The organism is Paenibacillus sp. FSL H8-0259 (genome assembly GCF_037963255.1).
GTDB classification, from domain to species: domain Bacteria; phylum Bacillota; class Bacilli; order Paenibacillales; family Paenibacillaceae; genus Paenibacillus_AQ; species Paenibacillus_AQ phytohabitans.
The window spans coordinates 6908820-6926294 of sequence record NZ_CP150147.1 but is presented as its reverse complement, the minus strand read 5'-3'; the positions used below and the strand labels follow the sequence as shown (position 1 = coordinate 6926294).

Annotated in this window: 13 protein-coding genes and 1 pseudogene; 8 read left to right on the top strand and 6 right to left on the bottom strand. The window is 46.9% G+C overall.

The window, feature by feature from the left end; genetic code table 11:
- Nucleotides 1–126: 126 nt before the first annotated feature.
- From NSU01_RS29585 to NSU01_RS29565, 5 genes and pseudogenes are all read left to right on the top strand, one after another.
- Nucleotides 127–225 (top strand): annotated as a pseudogene (locus tag NSU01_RS29585) (iron-sulfur cluster assembly accessory protein); the annotation flags it as partial.
- A gap of 473 nt (nucleotides 226–698) precedes the next feature.
- A complete protein-coding gene (locus tag NSU01_RS29580; protein WP_339302375.1) occupies nucleotides 699–2414 on the top strand; it encodes a hypothetical protein in 1716 nt (571 codons plus the stop codon).
- Nucleotides 2401–2904: a hypothetical protein gene (locus NSU01_RS29575; RefSeq protein WP_052422088.1), complete on the top strand. Its 504-nt coding sequence runs from the start codon at nucleotides 2401–2403 to the stop codon at nucleotides 2902–2904. The genes NSU01_RS29580 and NSU01_RS29575 overlap by 14 nt, the downstream gene beginning before the upstream one ends.
- Before the next feature lie 713 nt (nucleotides 2905–3617).
- Nucleotides 3618–4166 carry a hypothetical protein gene (locus tag NSU01_RS29570; protein WP_076247462.1) on the top strand — a complete coding sequence of 183 codons (549 nt, stop codon included), beginning with the start codon at nucleotides 3618–3620 and terminating at the stop codon, nucleotides 4164–4166.
- A gap of 71 nt (nucleotides 4167–4237) precedes the next feature.
- Complete coding sequence (locus NSU01_RS29565) at nucleotides 4238–4681, top strand: hypothetical protein (RefSeq protein WP_076247464.1); 444 nt, start codon at nucleotides 4238–4240, stop codon at nucleotides 4679–4681.
- A gap of 231 nt (nucleotides 4682–4912) precedes the next feature.
- Here the strand turns inward: NSU01_RS29565 and NSU01_RS29560 are convergent, their stop codons facing one another.
- On the bottom strand, nucleotides 4913–10030 hold the full coding sequence (locus NSU01_RS29560) for a bacterial Ig-like domain-containing protein (protein ID WP_083705697.1): 5118 nt from the start codon (nucleotides 10028–10030) through the stop codon (nucleotides 4913–4915).
- 239 nt (nucleotides 10031–10269) lie between these two features.
- Between NSU01_RS29560 and NSU01_RS29555 the strand changes: the two genes are divergently transcribed.
- The 3 genes from NSU01_RS29555 to NSU01_RS29545 are packed head-to-tail and all read left to right on the top strand — an operon-like array spanning nucleotide 10270 to nucleotide 12077.
- Complete coding sequence (locus NSU01_RS29555) at nucleotides 10270–10746, top strand: DinB family protein (protein ID WP_076247469.1); 477 nt, start codon at nucleotides 10270–10272, stop codon at nucleotides 10744–10746.
- On the top strand, nucleotides 10747–11493 hold the full coding sequence (locus tag NSU01_RS29550; RefSeq protein WP_076247472.1) for a hypothetical protein: 747 nt from the start codon (nucleotides 10747–10749) through the stop codon (nucleotides 11491–11493).
- Nucleotides 11494–11537: 44 nt separating this feature from the next.
- Nucleotides 11538–12077, top strand: a complete 540-nt coding sequence (locus NSU01_RS29545; protein WP_076247474.1) for a GNAT family protein — start codon at nucleotides 11538–11540, stop codon at nucleotides 12075–12077.
- Between the two features lie 218 nt (nucleotides 12078–12295).
- On the opposite strand, the gene NSU01_RS29540 is transcribed toward NSU01_RS29545, so the two are convergent.
- From NSU01_RS29540 to NSU01_RS29520, 5 genes are all read right to left on the bottom strand, one after another.
- Nucleotides 12296–13012 (bottom strand): ABC transporter permease, encoded by a 717-nt coding sequence (locus tag NSU01_RS29540; protein ID WP_076247476.1) that lies wholly within the window; start codon nucleotides 13010–13012, stop codon nucleotides 12296–12298.
- Entirely contained in the window at nucleotides 13012–13962 is a 951-nt protein-coding gene (locus NSU01_RS29535; RefSeq protein ID WP_042139811.1) for an ABC transporter ATP-binding protein, read from the bottom strand. Before NSU01_RS29535 ends, NSU01_RS29540 begins: the two co-directional genes overlap by 1 nt.
- A 27-nt stretch (nucleotides 13963–13989) precedes the next feature.
- On the bottom strand, nucleotides 13990–15150 hold the full coding sequence (locus NSU01_RS29530) for an alpha/beta hydrolase (protein WP_042139810.1): 1161 nt from the start codon (nucleotides 15148–15150) through the stop codon (nucleotides 13990–13992).
- A gap of 421 nt (nucleotides 15151–15571) precedes the next feature.
- Nucleotides 15572–16627 (bottom strand): HAMP domain-containing sensor histidine kinase, encoded by a 1056-nt coding sequence (locus NSU01_RS29525; protein WP_076247479.1) that lies wholly within the window; start codon nucleotides 16625–16627, stop codon nucleotides 15572–15574.
- 1 nt (nucleotide 16628) lies between these two features.
- Nucleotides 16629–17324, bottom strand: a complete 696-nt coding sequence (locus NSU01_RS29520; RefSeq protein WP_076247481.1) for a response regulator transcription factor — start codon at nucleotides 17322–17324, stop codon at nucleotides 16629–16631.
- Nucleotides 17325–17475: the final 151 nt, after the last annotated feature.

Here is a 17475-nt window from a genome sequence, read left to right as displayed (position 1 = left end):
CTGTTAACGTGATCCTCCGTAGTAGAGGAGCGTGATCCACAATAGTCCGGAGGATTATCAATCCCCGAAAACGCCCATAAACGTTGATCTGACGCGGTTTTTAGCCGACCGTCAGCCTAGCGTAAATTCACCATTAACAATCCGAACGCCACTGCTACGTGCGGCTGCGGATCTTCTTTCCGTACGAAGGAAGATGCAGGCAAGCCGGCGGCTGAGCCTTGCTAAGACGGGTAAATGATGGGATGTAGCACTGGAATCTAATATAGACAGCTGAATATGCAGCCGTTAATCACGGCTTCCCAACCTCTTGAATTGTGTAAGAAGTACTTTACACTTTTCAGGAGGCTTTTTATTTGGCCAAAAAGCAGAAGAAGATTGGAATGACAACGGATCAAGGTTAAAGGAAATGCCGGAGGGATGGATAACTATAAAATTTATGGAAAAATAATCCGATAATAAAAAAGAATATCTTATATATTTAATTATAAAATACATAGGAAATATTGCTGTGCGGACAAAGCGGGAGGGTGGACATGGCGTCAACGAAGCTTATATTTAACGAAGATGAAGTCCAGCGGCTGCAGACCAAAATAGGCCAGGTAAGCCAGGACACTAACCGGCTGTATTTGCAGCTGAAGGGCCAGTCCAGTGGCTGGGGCGGAATTCCCATGGGAGACCACCTCGTGAAGGCCCAGGTCATGATCAATGAATTAACCGTAGAAGCAGAGAAATTGGAGGATATTATCCGGACCGCCCTGAAGGGGGTTGCAGGACTCCAGGAGGAGAATAAACGGCAGGCCGACAAGCTCACGCAGCAGTTTAGTCTTCTCGCGGGTGTATTCGGAAGCTTTGGGACACAAGGTCCTGCCGGGCGGATTTCCATTCCTGCCATTGTGCAGAAGAGTGTAGCGTATCTGATCACGTCTGTTACCGTCCTGCTGGGAAAGGATGAGCTGAATAACGATCCGGCAGTGCAGAAGCTGCGGAATATCATCCAAACGTCCGGGCTTTTGACCGTAGAGGGTATTGCGGCCCTAAGCAAGCTGAAGGATATCTTCGCGGCGCGGGATGGGATCGCGAAGGCGCAGATGGCCTTCAAGGTCTATGAAGCGTTCGGGAACAAGACGCAGATGGAGGCCGTCCATGCGCAGGCTGAGGAAGCACGCCGGAAGCTGGCTTCGCTGGGTGTAGCCAAGGTCCAATATGAAGCAGGGAAGGATCTAAGCGGCTATTTCAAGCAGCCAGCTGTCAAAGCCTGCGATTATGATCCGTCGATCACGGCGAAGAGTGTACCACTCATACATAACGAAGAATATCTCCTGCTGCTGCGGCTGGCGATGGAGAAGAGTGCTGCTGGGAACTACGCGCGAAGCCAGCTGGAGGTGAAGCGGCTGCAGATTGAGGCGGCTGAACGTAAGTTGGCGCTGGATAGCAATACGGAAGCGAAAAAATACAACTTTGAGGAGTACAGCAAAACACTTATAGGAAACACATGGGTACTCAGTAAAAATGGCATAACAGACCAGGAGGCGGCGCAAGCATCCATAGCGTATCAGGAAGCCGTCAGGAATGGAGAAATCAAATCTAATCTGGACAATGTGCCCGTTGATATCATGCAGGAGCAGATTCTGGCAGCGAAAGACGGGACCAACTACTGGACCGGTGCGAAATTATCGAAGCTGCAGGCCTATGGTATAATCATTAGCAGTGTAGTCGCCAGTTTTCAAGGGATTGAAGGAATGCGCGGCAATGTAAAGATAAAGAGAAGCCTTCCGTTGCACCCCGGTGCGGGTGAAATATCTGCGTCCGGGGTGAAAAAGGTAAATGTTCCGTTATCTGAGGGGAAGGGTAAATCTAGTAGTGCAGATTCTAACATAGGTGTAGTAAGTGAGGGTTCGGGTGGTCAAAATTTACTATCCAGTATAGGGAAAGTAGACAAAGCACCTTCAACAGTTAAATATTTGGAAGATGGTATTAGAAATGAGCCGTTTGAGCATGGTCTGTTTTTCGATAATGACGGCAATGTGATTGGTAGATTAATCTCTGATGGGGAACAAGCAAAAATTGACCTTTCTGCTTATAAAGATATAGCAAAGGATACAACATTTACTCATAATCATCCTAGTAGTAGTAGGTTTAGTATTGCTGACCTAGAAACAGTGGTATATTTCGATATGGCAGAAATAAGAGCTGTGACTCCAAATGGGGTAACGTTCAGTATTAAGAGAGGAACTCTTGGATGGGCGATACATCCACTGGATGTTGAGAAAGTTTTTAAACAAACACAAAGAGAGCTTTCCAGTGACCCTATGGTTCAAGCATTATTTAAAGAAGGTAACACAGAGGCAGTATGGGATAGGTTATATAGTAAAATGGCAGAAAAGATGGGAGGGGATTTTAATGTTTTTAAATAATGATGAAAGAATTAACTCGAAATTTCTTTATAGAAAACCTGTAGTTATTGGAATTTTGGACGATAGTGATAATGATCCCAATGATATGAGTTGGATGTTTGATAACTCATGGGAATTGTTAAAGTTGAAATTTTCAGAAAGTTCATTACAGGAGTTAGTTATAGGATTAGTGGAAATATTCAGGAGGGGAAAACCGAACTATTCATCACTTGGTGAAATGTTTGGAAAAGATTCAAATGTGGAGGAAGATGTCGAGAAAATAGTATACAAAATAACTACTATTGAAAGAAATTCAAATGATATTATGAAAGTTGAGATGCATCTTGATCCTATAACTCGAAATATTAACGAAATGTATTTGTATGTTCGGGAAGGGGCAGATTTATTAACGCTTAATGAAATGCTTGTCGAGAAATACGAGGGTTTATCTATAGATTTTAATGACAAGTTTATTATTATAGATAGAGATTATAGGATCATCATTTTATGAAAATATAAGCGTGAAGCGGCTCTCATCTTGCAAACAAGCTGGGAGCTGTTTTGCGTTTATGTAAAAAGCAATATCAGCACGTGAAACGGGCTGCTCCGGCCAATTCTGAACTGCCGTTAATTACACCTTTGGAAGCGAGCACTTCAACAGCGGACTATGCCCAATGGAAATGGGGAATATCCTGAAATGTCTTGTGATTATAGACAGCTGCATATGGGCCGCAGAGGATATATAGTCTGGCAACATAATCGTGGCTAGTGATGAACTGACCTCAAGCTGTAAGGCGGAAGCTCGTGAGATCTTAGATTAATTGACGAAGACATGATTATAATTCGTCAGAAGTAACATATGGATTAAAATGTGAAGTAGTGAAAAATATGAAGCAGGGAAGGATCTAAGCGGCTATTTCAAGCAGCTGGCTGTCAAAGCCTGCGATTATGATTCGTCGATCACGGCGGAAAGTGTACCGCTAATACATAACGAAGAGTATCTGCTGCGGATGGCGATGGAGAAGAGTGCCCTGGAGCCTATGCAAGAAGCCAGCTGGAGGAGATCAGGATCGTTGAGGCTGTGAGGCAGGTCCAGGAGCAGATCGAATCTGCAAGACGGCTGAACGGTCCGCCGCTGGAACTGCCGGATGGTACTCCGATTACCGCTAGCAGCAAAGAAAATGAGACGACGCTGGCTTTTTATGTGGACAAGGTCTATGTGGAATGCAGGTCACCAAAATCGGCAAAGCCGGGAAAGTGTTCAGCGGGGTGGAAGACGTCGTCAGCCAGGCGGCGAAGGATGCTTTGAATGGGATCAAGCAGAAGCTCCCGGAGCTGGGTCCGGTCTTACAGACACCGGAAGGGCTGGCCTTAAAGGCAGGGGAGATACCCGATGGACCTTCACTGCCGAGGACGCCGGTGCAGCAGCAGTATATGGATGCGATGGATGAAGTGGGTGGCGGTGCGAATGGGATTGGCAGCGGGTTTAAACGAACTATACCTAGTAAACTCCCAGATGCGAATGCTTTACCCAAAGGAAACCCGGCTAAAATCGAGAGAAATGCAAGTCCAGAAAAAATCAGGGCATTAGAAAGGGAAAACGAGGCTGCAAAAAAATTAGTGGAATATGGGTATGATATTGAACAGAATCCAAAGGTAGGACCAAATGATGGTATAGGTTTGGATAAGAAACCTGATTTTAGTATAGGGGGTACAATATTTGATTGTTATTCTCCAAGTCCTGCGAAAAGTGTGAGGGGGGGTTTGGAGTGAAATTAGAAATAAAATAAGAATGGTTCGATCTTAACTATTATTCCCTGAATCGTAGTGAGGAGGATTAATAAGTGGCAGTAGAATATAGTTTATATATTAAAGGAAGAAAAATTACTTTGAAAGAGGTAAAAGATTTATTCTCTCAAGAAGGTATTGAGATTATTTCCACTAGTGATAATCAAGAAATAAATTATCAATTAACTAATTTTAAACCGGAAATTGGAATTCAAATTACTGTAAGAGAAAAGGGAGAGTATCCCGCTGAACATCCAGCGAATGCTATAGATACATTCTTTTTCAAAGATGAGTTCATTTACGACTATAGGATTACTTTTAGGCATGATAAATTTTATGAAGATACTTTATCTCAGAACAGGTTAATGTATGTAATGGTTTTTAAAATAGTTGAGTACTTGGATTGCATTGCTATACTCTTCGGTCCTAGAGGTGAAGATATCTGCTATTTTAGTAAAAAGGGAGCGTATATTATAAAAGGAAACGTTGATTGGTTCTAAAATGAATGCAAAGAAGATGTATTGTTGAGTGGAAAAATAATGTATTTTGATGGAGAACCAATGTAGGTCTGGTGATTACCGGATTAAATAATAAGAGAGAAACTGAATATTATGTGTTATATAGATGTCTGCTATGAATTGTGGGAGTACCCAAGTGAAACATGACCTTAGCAGAAGGTTCAGGCATAAAAGACCCCCAAAACCACTTCAATATGGTTTTGGGGGTCTCTTTTATTTGCGCATAAGAATTCGGTAAATTAACACCGCCGCTTCGGCACGCGTGGAATATGCAGTGGGCTTGAGCTGCTGCCGGCCGTCTCCCTTAATGAGACCAGCTGCTGCCAGTGCCGCAATATCATCGGCCGCATCAATGTTAATTAGGTGGCGATCTGTAAAGCTGTCTAAACCGGAGGCAGGTATCGTACCCGGATTCCAAACTTCTGCAGCCTGTAGGGCTCTAGCTGCCATAACAAACATCTCTTGCCGGGAGAGCGGCTCATTCGGATGCGTAGAAGATGTCCCCGCGAAGCCGCCCCCTTCTGCTGCATTCAGTCCCAAAGCCCGCACCAGTAAAAGTGCGAAATCCGCACGTGAAACGGACTGATCCGGCCGGAATTCAGTTTCAGATATACCGTTAATTATGCCCTTGGAAGTAAGTACTTCCACTGCGGACTTTGCCCAATGGGAATAGGAGATATCCTGGAATGTCTTGTGGTTATAGACCGCTGCATAGTGGCCGGACGAAAGAGTGGTTGAGAAAATGGCCTGCTGCCTCTCTGCCTTATAATCCCCGCTGACTACAGGCTGGATGATTCCCTTGCCATTGACATGCCACACAACAATAAAGGCATTGCCCGCTGCAGGAACGGCTGGTGAATGCGGAAGTCCGATCTGTATGGCTGATTGCAGGCTGTCTGCTTGAAGCTTTATCCCATCCAGACGAAGCTCATACCCGATTAGAGGGCTGTCTCCTAACTTCCCTTTAAGCGTTCCTTCCGTATCGACTGTTCTTACTAGTAAAGTTACAGTCTTCACGCCGTCGAGGATTGCTGCAGGGAAGAGACTGTCTGGTAACATAATCGTGGCCAGTGACGAGCTGACCTCTATCTGCAAGGCAGAAGCTCCTGAGCGAAATGCTGAAGCAGGTAGGCGCAACTCATATTCTTTGATGTCCTTGGCCGGATCAACAGTAAGCGGAATCCGGATTGTTTTATTACCGGTTGAATCCGCTTTGGCCAAAGCAATTATTTTTTGTAAAGAGGAATCCATCAGTAGGGCGCTGGCTTTCCCTGCATCAACCGTTATGGGCAGTTCAATTCTGACGCTGCCGTCCAGCAGGAGTACTGTAGTCGAAGAATCTCCAGCTGTTGATCCGGAGCCGCCGGTATTTGGAGCAGCAGCTGGAATTGGTGTAGCCGTGGGACCCGGTGTTGCCGTAGAACCCGGTGTGGCAGAAGGCGCCGGTGTAGCAGAAGGACCCGGACTTGGCTCTGTTTCTGGTTCCGGTTCTGGCTCTGGCTGAGTTCCCGGTCCCGGCTCCTCAAAGGGAATGAACTTCAGGAAGTCACCCCAGATGATATTTCCCTCCGCATCCCTCGTATAAGAGTTCACTGGATTCAAACTAGCAAAGTTAGCATCTGTCAGCTGCTTGCCTGACTTATTGACTGACGCTGTACCATCGTACATGAAGTTATTGTCGGCAGCCAAAGCAGCTGGATACTGGTCTTTCCCGATGCTGCCCGTCTGGTAGGATACGAAGCCGTCGATCCTAAAGTCTGCAGTGATTTGGCCATAAGTGGTGAAGCTCATATTTCCGCGTGTATTATTAAATCCGATATTGTTCATAGCAATTACACCCGGATTACTGTTACTGGTGAAGCCATACGCGCCATTTCCGAAGGCAATGGAATTGCGGATGGTATGAGGGACTTTGATGCCTTCTCCCCCCAGCTTGAATCCGTTTTTATCGCCGGCGCCAACCGTTCCGTCTGTTAAAAATCCATTGTTGAAGGCTGCGCTATTCTCGATTAATACTGGACCGATTGCGCCTGAGCCTGCTTTGGTATACAAGTCCCAGCCATCGTCAATATTGTTATGTGCCAGGCATCCTCTGAAAATATTCCCAATACCTGAAGTCAATTTCGCGGCAAAGCCATCTGCATTATTGTCTGCCGGATCACGGTTATCGAAGGAGGTGCTGTTTAGAATTAAGTTGTAGGATGGCCATTCGGCTATTTCTTGTGCCGTTCCGTCCGTACGGCTGATTTGGAGGCCTGTGTCCCCGTTAGCATAGAAGCGGCTATTCTCCACGATGTTATAATTCCCTCCAACCGTAAAGCCTTTCGTATTTGGCGCCGAGCGGGTGAAATCAATCCCCTTCACATGCCAATAGTTCCCGCTGAGCAGCACGCCTTCTGTTTTTTTGTCAAAATCGATGACGGGTCTTGCCCCTGGTGCCGCCTCCAGGTACTTCTTAGCGGCTGCGGTTCCATCATTGTACCTCTGAATGACAAGCGGTGATTTCCGCACGTAATGGCCGTCAAGCACGATAATATGCTGGCCTGGTCTGACATATTCAATGGCGGTGTCGAGATCAAGCGGGAGATCAGCCGTACCCTCCCCGGCACTTGTTCCTGCAGGAGATACATAGATATGTTCTCCCTCCCCATAGCTGCTCAGGGTTACTGTGAAGTTATGGACGATTTTATCGTAAGAGGTCAAATACTGGGTATCCTCTGGTACAAAAGTAACGCTGAAGTTCGTATCCCCCTGATCAGCGAGTACCGCCGGAACCCCAAGACGCTTATCGGCTTTAGCCTCGATATCCTGGGCGATGATTTTAGAGCCTTGCTTCACCGTTACGGTTCCGTTGACATTCGGACGAACAATCATTTGATATTCTGGTGTAGAAGTCTTGCTTAGAGATAGTATGCTCAAGCTTGGTATAACCGGAGCTGCCGGTGGTTCAACCTTAGGAGAATCTGTAGCTGCTGATGTCACCGTCAACTGGATATTGCGGATATTAATTGTAGCGAGACGTGCCGCATAGAATCCGACATACATTTTGGCGTCTTGTACGTTAAGAATATCCGGCTCAAAAATGATAGCTTCCTGATCATTGTTAAGCTGTCCAGTAAAGCCGCTATTCGTCTTGGAGAGCGTTAGACGATAAGGAGCTGCAGGAGCCGTGTTGCCGGGGGCAGGCCGCTCATTCCTCAGCATGATCGTCTGAATGCCTTTACTTCCGGTTCCGTCAGACTTCAAGATGCCGGACCGGACAAAGAGCTGGGTGCCGATGGCGCTTTTGGTACCGCCGCTGTAGCCGCCGATAGCAGCGATATTCGAGGCGAATACGCTGGAATTTCCAGGCGTCCCAATAGCATCCCGTGCCATGATGCCGAATGACTCTTGTCCGTCATAAGGAGTTTTGGCAAAAGCCGACACGGAGATATCCGCAGACAGCATGAAATTATCTTCTGACGCATCAAGCTCTGTGTAATAGAAGGTAATGCCATCGTGGTCTTCAGTCACCTTGCCGCCGCCTTCCAGCGCAATCAGCTCTACCGTTCCGTCCTCTTGTAGAAGCATCTTGTTATTAGCAGCGGATGTGGATTGGCCGAATTGAATGCTGCGCCAGACGGGTTCAAGCTTCTCTTTTACCGTGACAGAATACGTAATCGGCTGTATGGATGTATCCGCAGGGATGATCCCGATGTCATATACTCCGGCCCTTTGGTTATCAAACTTGGAGCTGTCCAGGATGAAATCGCTTAGGACTTCCCGGTCCAAGTTGTCATAGACTTTCGATACGATCAGATGATCGCTGTTAAAGTTATCGCCTATAAAAAAGGTCGTTGCCGGATAGCCTGTTACTTCGATACCGGTTAGCTCTTTAATTTGGACCTTAACGTGGAAGGTTGCTGTTGATCCTTTATGAGTTACTGTGATTTCTTTATCTCCTGGTACCGAGGTGTTGAGGGGAGAGACGGTATATTCATCTTTGGTCAGGCGGATCTGAGTGCCATCAGAATAATGGGCATAAACTGCTAATCCTTCTAATTGGATGGAATCACCGATATAATAGACGGTTTGTTTGGGTTCATGTCTAATCTCCAGCTTGGACAGGGCAGCGTCAATGACTTCAACGTTAAAGGCAGCCGCCATGGATGGAGTCTCTGTGGAGGTGATATTGATTTCATATGGACCTGAATCCGTAAACACATGCGGCGATGTATCAGTAACGGGCTGTCCGCTGATGGAGAGCGAATAGAGACGGCTGTCCAGTTCTGTGATCAGGTAATGATCATTATAGTCAGCAACGACCACAAGTCCCTCCGGATCAAACGTATCTCCCGGATAATAGACCGTTTTGGCCGGCTCATATTTTACCGATAAGGAGGTCACTGTCAGCGGGATAATTTGCAGCGGGATGGTTGCCGAAGCGCCGTTATAATTAATCCTGATCGTATTCTCTCCAGCCTTAGTGCTGTCAAAGCCGGTAACAATATAATCAGCGGAAGACAACACGGCTTCACTGTTATCAGAAAAGACAGCCTTAACGGCCAGTCCGGTCAGATCAAGGGGTTCACCCATCAGATAGGAGGTTTTGGTCATCCCGCTCGTATCAGCGATTAAGTGGGATACACGTTTGGCCTCGACCTTGATGTCTAGTTCACTGAAGGTTACTTCCGCATCTCTTGCTACATAGATTCCGGCAAAGATCGTATCCGTGAATGTATCGTCGAGTGTTACGATTTGAGTCTGCTCACCGATGCTTAGCAGATAAGTATTGCCTGATTTTTTAATGCTGAGATCATAGGCTTCGCCTGCAGTAGGGGCATTGATTCCGCTAAATGCAGGAAGTTTTATTTGTGAGGTTTTTTTATAAAATCCTTTCATTACCTGATCCAACGCACCGACTGCAGCATAATTAGAAATGGTTTTGCTGTCATCTCCATTTGTTCCAACAGTATCCCTGAGCATAAGTCCGAAGGATTTCTGATTAGGCGTGCTGACGCTGGATCTGCTGTTAAATAAATTCACTGTAGCTTTGGCTTGGAGCTCAAAGTTCGTGTCAACGGGAAGTTCTTTGTAATAAAAGGAAAGTCCCTCCTCTCCAGAAGCAATCTTTCCGCCGTACGTACTCATTATTACTGTATTTGGATCTTGAACAATAGGTTCGGGGTTCGTAGCTGGTACTGTACCCGGTCCAAAGGCGCTAAATGCCCAAGGTCCCAGATCCACCTGTTTTTCTTGGCGTACTTCCTCTGCAGACAGGGATAGTGGAATAGACGAGAACAGGAGCAGGAAAATTACAAACATAGCTGACAAGCGTTTTGATTTTCTCACAATGATTAAAACCTCTCCTTATTGGAACGATTTGATCAATGTAAAAGTCTGATCTACGAGATTATACGTTACGTGTGAAAAGTACAGCTATAATCAATACTTCACAAACCGCCGGATATAGTGGTGCAGAGAAAGGATATGAGTTAATGACACTTGGTTTACGAGGGAGGATAACAGGGGAATATCGCGAATCATGAATAGTAAGCGTAATGAAATTTACGAGTATTGGAGGCAGCGGCATGTTGAAGCTATTCGAGTATAACTGGCAGGTGCGCAAAGACTGGTTCGACTGGTGTGAGACGGTGGACGGGGAAGAGCTGATGAAATTACGCACTGGAGGCATAGGATACATTCTTCCTACGCTCTATCACATTGTGACCGTCGAGTATGGCTGGATCTGTGGCGGGATACAAGAGAAAGAGATTGAGATTCCTTCATTCGAGGAAGTGGCCAGCTTGCAGCAGGTCAAGGATTTATCCGCGCGGTGCCATGAGGAGCTTGCTCCATTCGTGTACGGCTGGAATGAGAGCCTGGAAGACCGGATCATGATTGATATCACGGATGAAGGGGAACACGAACCCCACAAATACGGCGAGGTTATGCGGCATCTGATTGCCCACGAGATCCATCACACCGGTCAATTGTCTGTATGGTCACGGGAGATCGGGAAGCCGCCGGTTACGGCTAACTTTATTGGCAGAGGACTGTTTAACTAAATGCTGAAATTGACCCGGAAAATGAAGGTAATAGCTGCGTCGGGTATATTGTTAATAGCACTGCTGATGATCTCTTGGGGAGTCTATGCCAAGCCGGTGCATGCTGCCTTGGTCAATTACTCTAGCATGGTTGAAGTGGCACCGGATGTTTATATAGAGCCGGATATGACAAAGGAACTGCAGGATCAGCTGCTATATTACGTTGAGCTTGCCCAAGAGAAGGTTACGGCTATTTTTGGTAAGCGAACTTCAACTCCGTATTTGATTGTGGCGCTAACTTCCAGGAGTCTGGGGAAATACACTGAAAATCCGACCGGACAAACCTATTACCTGCCCTGGAATAACTATATTGTGATCGGCCCGGACGGGTTTAATGAAAATGTGATTTCGCATGAATTCACCCACGCTGAATTGAGGGAAAGACTGCGCAACCGCAATGTAGTACCTGTGTGGTTTGATGAAGGTCTGGCTTCAATGGTAGACGGGAGATTGTCTAATAGCACAGCGGCGTGGGAACAGGTAACCGATAAAGGGAAGAAGCCTGTGGATTACGGCCTTTTAGACTCGTATGATGCCTTCAGTTATGGAACTCCGGAAGCCTGGAAGAATTACAATTTGGCTTGTTATGAAGTTACGCGGTGGTTCTCTAGTGCAGGAGAAGAGGGGCTTCTCAAGTTAATCCAAGCGTTGAACCAAGGGGCAGATTTCGCAGAGCAATATGCAAGAATTGAACTTGCTGAGCCATGAAGCCTCCCCGGATTACAACAGTAAGCATAAGGATGTGACCAAGCATGCAGTTTGAAACAAACCGGCTGCTGATCCGGGAATTCATGTCCGAGGATGTCCAGCGGGTGCATGAATATGCCTCCGATCCGGCAGTGGCCAAGTATATGATTTGGGGACCTAATTCCCTGGAGGATACCCGGAGCTACATCCGGCTGACCTTGGATATGCAACAGCAGGAGCCGCGCCAGGGGTTCGAGTACGCAGTCGTTCTGAAGCAGGAGGATGTACTGGTAGGCGGCTGCGGGATACATATCAGCGGAGAAGGGCAGGGAGAAATCGGTTATTGCTATAACCGCTTGTATTGGGGACAGGGTATTGCAAGTGAGGCTGCCGCCGTGCTGCTGGATTGGGGCTTCAATAACCTTGATCTTCACCGGATCTACGCGACCTGCCGCCCGGAGAATATCGGATCTGCCAGAGTCATGCAACACATAGGAATGGTATACGAAGGACATCTGAGAGAACATATGCGCCATAAGGGGAAGTGGCTGGACTCTTACCAATACTCTATCCTGAAGAACGAGTATATGGCGGCACGCGGCTGAATTGGAACAACAGCCCGTTCGCGGAGCGTCCATTCAAGTGCACACGTTGATCTTACGCAAAAAAAGAAGGCGTCCCAGAAGCCGTTTCATGGCTTTGGGGACAGCTTCTTTTTGCTGTTCTCTAGTCTGGCAATAGTACAGTTAGAGCGGCATAACGGCAACTTCGTTAATCTTGCCTGCTTCTTCCGGATCAGCTTGTCAGTAGTTGCTTTCCTTGTTTATGGCTGCTCCGCATATCTCCACCAGGCAAATGTTCCGGCTATTCCGATTATCCCTGTATACGCAAGTATCAATATACTGCTGAGATGTAAGGAACCGGTGCTTTGAAATACCGACGGGATGGTCCATGGGAAATAGGGTGCAAATCCAAATGAGGCCAACACATTGGACAGAATGACGATGATCAGGATGAGCCCCAGGGGTGCCAGATAGCCCTTGGTCACATTAGCCAAAAGAATGGTTGGTGCGGTCACAAAAATGTATAATAGCGAGGTGATCAGGAACTTAAAGAACAAGCTCGAAATGAAGGAAGCGGACCCGCCTTGGGCTCCCATGATCGCCCCTACGGCAAAACCCACGGCAAACATATAGACGGAAAGTAACAGGCACCATGCTAAAATGACAAGGAATTTGGACAATACAATTTTCGCTCTGGACACGGGCTTTGCCAGCAAATCTTTGATGGTTCTATCCGCAAATTCCCGTCCGAATACCCATGCCGCAACAAAGGTATATCCGATAAGCCCCAGCGGGGCAAGTGTATCAAGCAATCCGGTTAAATACTGCTCCCAGCTGACACCGCCGGCGTCACTGGATAATACATTTCCGACGCCCATCATGATGGGGCCGAAGCCTAACACAAGAAACATGATCCAGAACACATTGGAGCGGATAATCTTGCGAATCTCACAATGTAACACAGATAGAATATTCATTATTTAATCCCCCTGGTCATACCAATGGTGCGGAGAAAATACCCTTCCAAATCCTCCGTAATCACCCGGAGCGATGTTGGCGGCTGATTGCGTTGAACGAGCAGTTCGGCCAGCCGTTCAGGATGATCTGCCGCATGTTCATTGGTTAGTTTAATAGAGCCGTCCAGGGTGTCCTCAAAGGCATAGCCATGCTCTTCAAGCACCTTCTTTAAGGCAGGTTTGTTCAGTCCGTTCACCACCAGGTTTTTCTGTAAGGATTGCTCCAGCTTATCCATTGCGACTTCCTTAACAAGGCGCCCATTATGAATAATCCCAATGCGTGTGGACACTTTCGAGAGCTCCTCTAACAGATGGCTGGATATAAAAATAGTTACGCCGAAATTGGTTGCCAGATTATATAACATATTCCGTATCTCCGCCACGCCTGCGGGATCAAGGCCGTTGATCGGCTCGTCCAGGATTAGAATTTCCGGATTGTGAATCATCGCTTTCGCAAGTCCCAGGCGCTGCTTGTTACCCAAAGAGAGATGCTTTGCTTTTTTCTTTTGGTGCGGCTCAAGTCCCAGCTTATAGATCACCTGATGTACGGCATCCTTGTCAGCCACCCCTTGCATGCGCCTTGCGATGTCAAGATTCTCAGTTACCGTGAGATCGGGATAAAAAGTAGCCTCCTCCAAATATCCGACCTTGCTCCATAATTTAGAGTTTCCGGCATCGACCTTTTCACCTAACATATAGAGCTTGCCGGAGGTTGGCTTCAGCATCGCCAGGAGCATCTTGATCGTCGTTGTCTTCCCGGCGCCATTCAGACCCAGGAATCCAAAGATCTCTCCTTGGCTCACCTCCAGCGAAAGATTGTTTAATACGGTATAATCGCCAAACCTTTTGTGCACTCCGTCAATCTGTATAGCGGGCGTGCTGCCGCTTCTTTTCTCTGATAAAATTCGCATAGCTGTTAACTCCTCCTATGACAATCCCTAAGATTGGCGGGGTGCGGCTGGCCCAAGCCCAATGGAACAGAGCCAATTCAGCGCTACCTCATGCAGCACGTTGATGTTATCTACCTGACAGTGCTCTAATCCGCCAAGCCGTCTATCCTCTATCGCGAAGAATGTCTTGTTTGCCGAACCTGCCTGCTCGTAATTCTTCATAGCTTGTGTCAGCGGATTGGGCTGAACCAATATTTCTTCCGCTCCATGCATGACAAGCAGCGGACATTCGATCTGGTGGAGTACGCCCTCAAGATCATAGGCAAAACGCGGATTCCCCGCAAAATCCTCCAGGCTGTCTGCCCCCAGAATTCGCATGCCGTGTGCGGCCAGACTTGGCGGCATCCAGGACAGCATGGCTTTCCAGTCGAAGGCATGCGTACCTCCGTCGGAGATGACGGCAGCAATTCTGTGATCGAACGAAGCGAAGCGCAAGGAGTCGTAAGCCGCAAAACTCTCCCCGTGCACGATGATCTTATCCGGATCGACTTCCGGCCGTGTCAGAAGGAAGTCGATGGCCCGGGAATGAAACGCTTCGCTGTCCGCCCGTCTGCCCTTTCCCTTTTCATACATCGAGAGACCGGTGCCGGGCTGATCATAGACCAAAAAGTTATATCCGCATGCAATGAAGGCAGGACCCAGCCAGAAATAATTCTCAATGGACCACTCGTCACCACCGTTAAGCGCAAATACGGTCGGCTTGGGGCCTTCTATCCAGGAAGGGGAGAAGAAGTAACCATCCAGCTTAACATCCTCGTAATCAACCTCAATCTTCTCCGGCGGGACATCGAAGTACTTTCCGGCGGCTTCGAAGAGTTCATTAACCTTTTTAAAGATACGGATTTTCCGGGTATCATCATCCATCACCGAATACTCTGCGATTCTATAGTAATTGCAGGCACGAATATAGCAGTTCCGTGCGGTATACCAGTTTCCGGCCGTTTCGGCCTCCTTGCCGTGTTTTTCCAATGCCTGAGCGGTGATGAGCCACTCCCTGTGCCATGTAGCTTTGTCATCGGGGTCAATTCTTTTGCAGGCCTCGTAGATTTCGGTGACATCCGTAGCACCGAGGCTTGCCATACCCAAAGCTTTGGTAACCTGGTATGACATCATGTAATTGTTGGGCCAGCGGCTGAACTCAATTGACATTTTAATATCCTCCTTTTTGAACTTGAAGCTTCATCGTCACTGCGGTGAACATTTGGACTTCCGGCCGCTGTTGTCCCCAGATTTCTTGATTTTGAACCGCTGTTCGCGGGTGAAATCCGGTGACTTGCTGATGCTTTCGATGCGAGCTTTCCTGCGGAAAGCTTTCAGGCGGTCGCTACCGCTCCTACAGTTCCAAATTTCCCCTCCGCTTCTTTTGCTTTTTGTTTATTTCTTTAGTGCTTCTAATATAGAAATTATTTTTACATCCAAAGATGAAGCTTCGGTAAAAGAAAAATAAATGTTTATAAAGAGAATATAAAAAACTATAAACTGCTAAAACACAAAAAGGCTGTTGCCTGGGTGTCACACCCGGCAGCAGCCTGTAATCTTTGGTTGTTGAAGCAGAAGTGCGTAAATACAATCAGTGAAGTGAAGCCAGGGGAAGGCTGAATCGTATCCCCAAACCGCCATATTCGGAAGGGAAGGCCATTATCTCTCCTCCGTGATGCTCAATAATAGATTTACAGCTTGCCAGGCCCAGCCCAAGTCCGCCTTTTTGGATTTGCCGCGATTTATCCACCGTGAAGAATTTAAGGAACAGAGAAGAGAGATCCTTATCCGGCACGCCGATTCCGTTATCCTCGATTTGGAAATAGGCATGATGCTCCCTCAGGTATCCGGTCATATACACGTTCAGCTTATTCTTCCCCCCATATCTTACAGCATTGCTGAAGAGGTTGCCGAACACCCGGCGGATCATCGGTTCATTGACCATTAGCCATATACTGTCCGTGAATGAATGGCGGCAAGTCAGTTCGTTTTCAAGTCCAGCCAGCTCGTACTCATATTCAAAAGCAATGTCTTCAAATAACTCTGTTGCCCTTACAGGCCCGACTACCATGGATTCAAGCTCCAGTTTTTGTTTGGTGAAGCTGGAGAGATCATTGATGAGCTCAACCATATATGCTGACTTCTTTTGAATCAGTTCATAATATTCCTGCTTTTCAGTGTCGGGTAAGTCCTTGTGTGTAGCCAGCAGTTCGGTGAAACCGTTAATAGAGGTCAGGGGTGTCTTCAAATCGTGGGCGATGGCTGCAATCATATCGGTTTGTTCTCTGTGGGCGAGTTGCAGCTTATGCTCCATCTTATTGAAGTGCTTATAAAGTTCTCCGATCTCGTCATTACTCCTCGAAGCCAGCGGAGGCAGGGGATGAACAACATTTACTTCCCCCAGCCTGGTATTCAGAAGCCGGATGGGCTTCTCTATGCTTCTATAAATATAGATGATCAGAATAATAAATATACAACAGGCGATGGCAAAGATGGGCAGCAGCAATGCTATATATCGTGAGTCCAGCAATGTAGTGCGTATAGGGGAATATACTGCGAAGACAAACTTCAAGTACAGTCCAATGGAAAACATAAGAATGAGAAGCATCAGCAGGAATAAGAGGGGAAGTTTTATTTTCAGTTTCATCCTATTGCTCTCTTTCCGTATATTTATAGCCTATACCCCAAATGGTTTTAATGAAGTTATGTTCAGGACCCAACTTCTTGCGGATATTCTTGATATGGACCGTTACGGTATTGATCTCTCCGTACTCGTCTCCCCAGACCTTCTCATAGATCTGCTCACGGCTGAGTACCTGATTGGGATGACGCATAAGGATAGACAGAATTTGAAATTCTTTCGCGGATAACTCGAGCTTCCGGGTATGCAGGAAGGCTTCAAACGTTTTATCGTTCAAAATAAGCGGAGCATCCGCCTTTTCTTTACCGGGACTAAGCTCATCCCACTCTTTATGCAGCCTGTCCACTTTTCGGAAATGGGCTTTTATCCTGGAGGCCAGCTCCTGAATACTGAAAGGTTTGGTCATGTAATCGTCTGCTCCTATTTCGAGACCGACGATTTTATCAATGTCCTGATCACGCGCACTTAAAAAAAGGATGGGAACATTATAGGATGTCCGGATATTTCTGCAGACATCAAGTCCATTCATATCAGGCATCACTATGTCCAGAACAATGAAATCAATGTGGTTATCATCCACTGCAGATAAGGCTTCTTCCCCGGACCTGGCTGTGATGACTTCAAATTGCTCGTACCTTAAACTTTTGGTGATGAGTTTTACGATTTCTTCATCATCGTCTACAACTAATATCGTTTTTGACATTTGACTACCTCCCAGACACCAACAGACCTGATATAAATAATAATTCGTTAATCCGGTTGATGCAATCTTCCACAGGTCTCCTTCCTGCCGGCCGCAGCATCCCTGGACCATTGCAGCGGTTAAACGGAGAATGCCGAACGCACGGTTAACG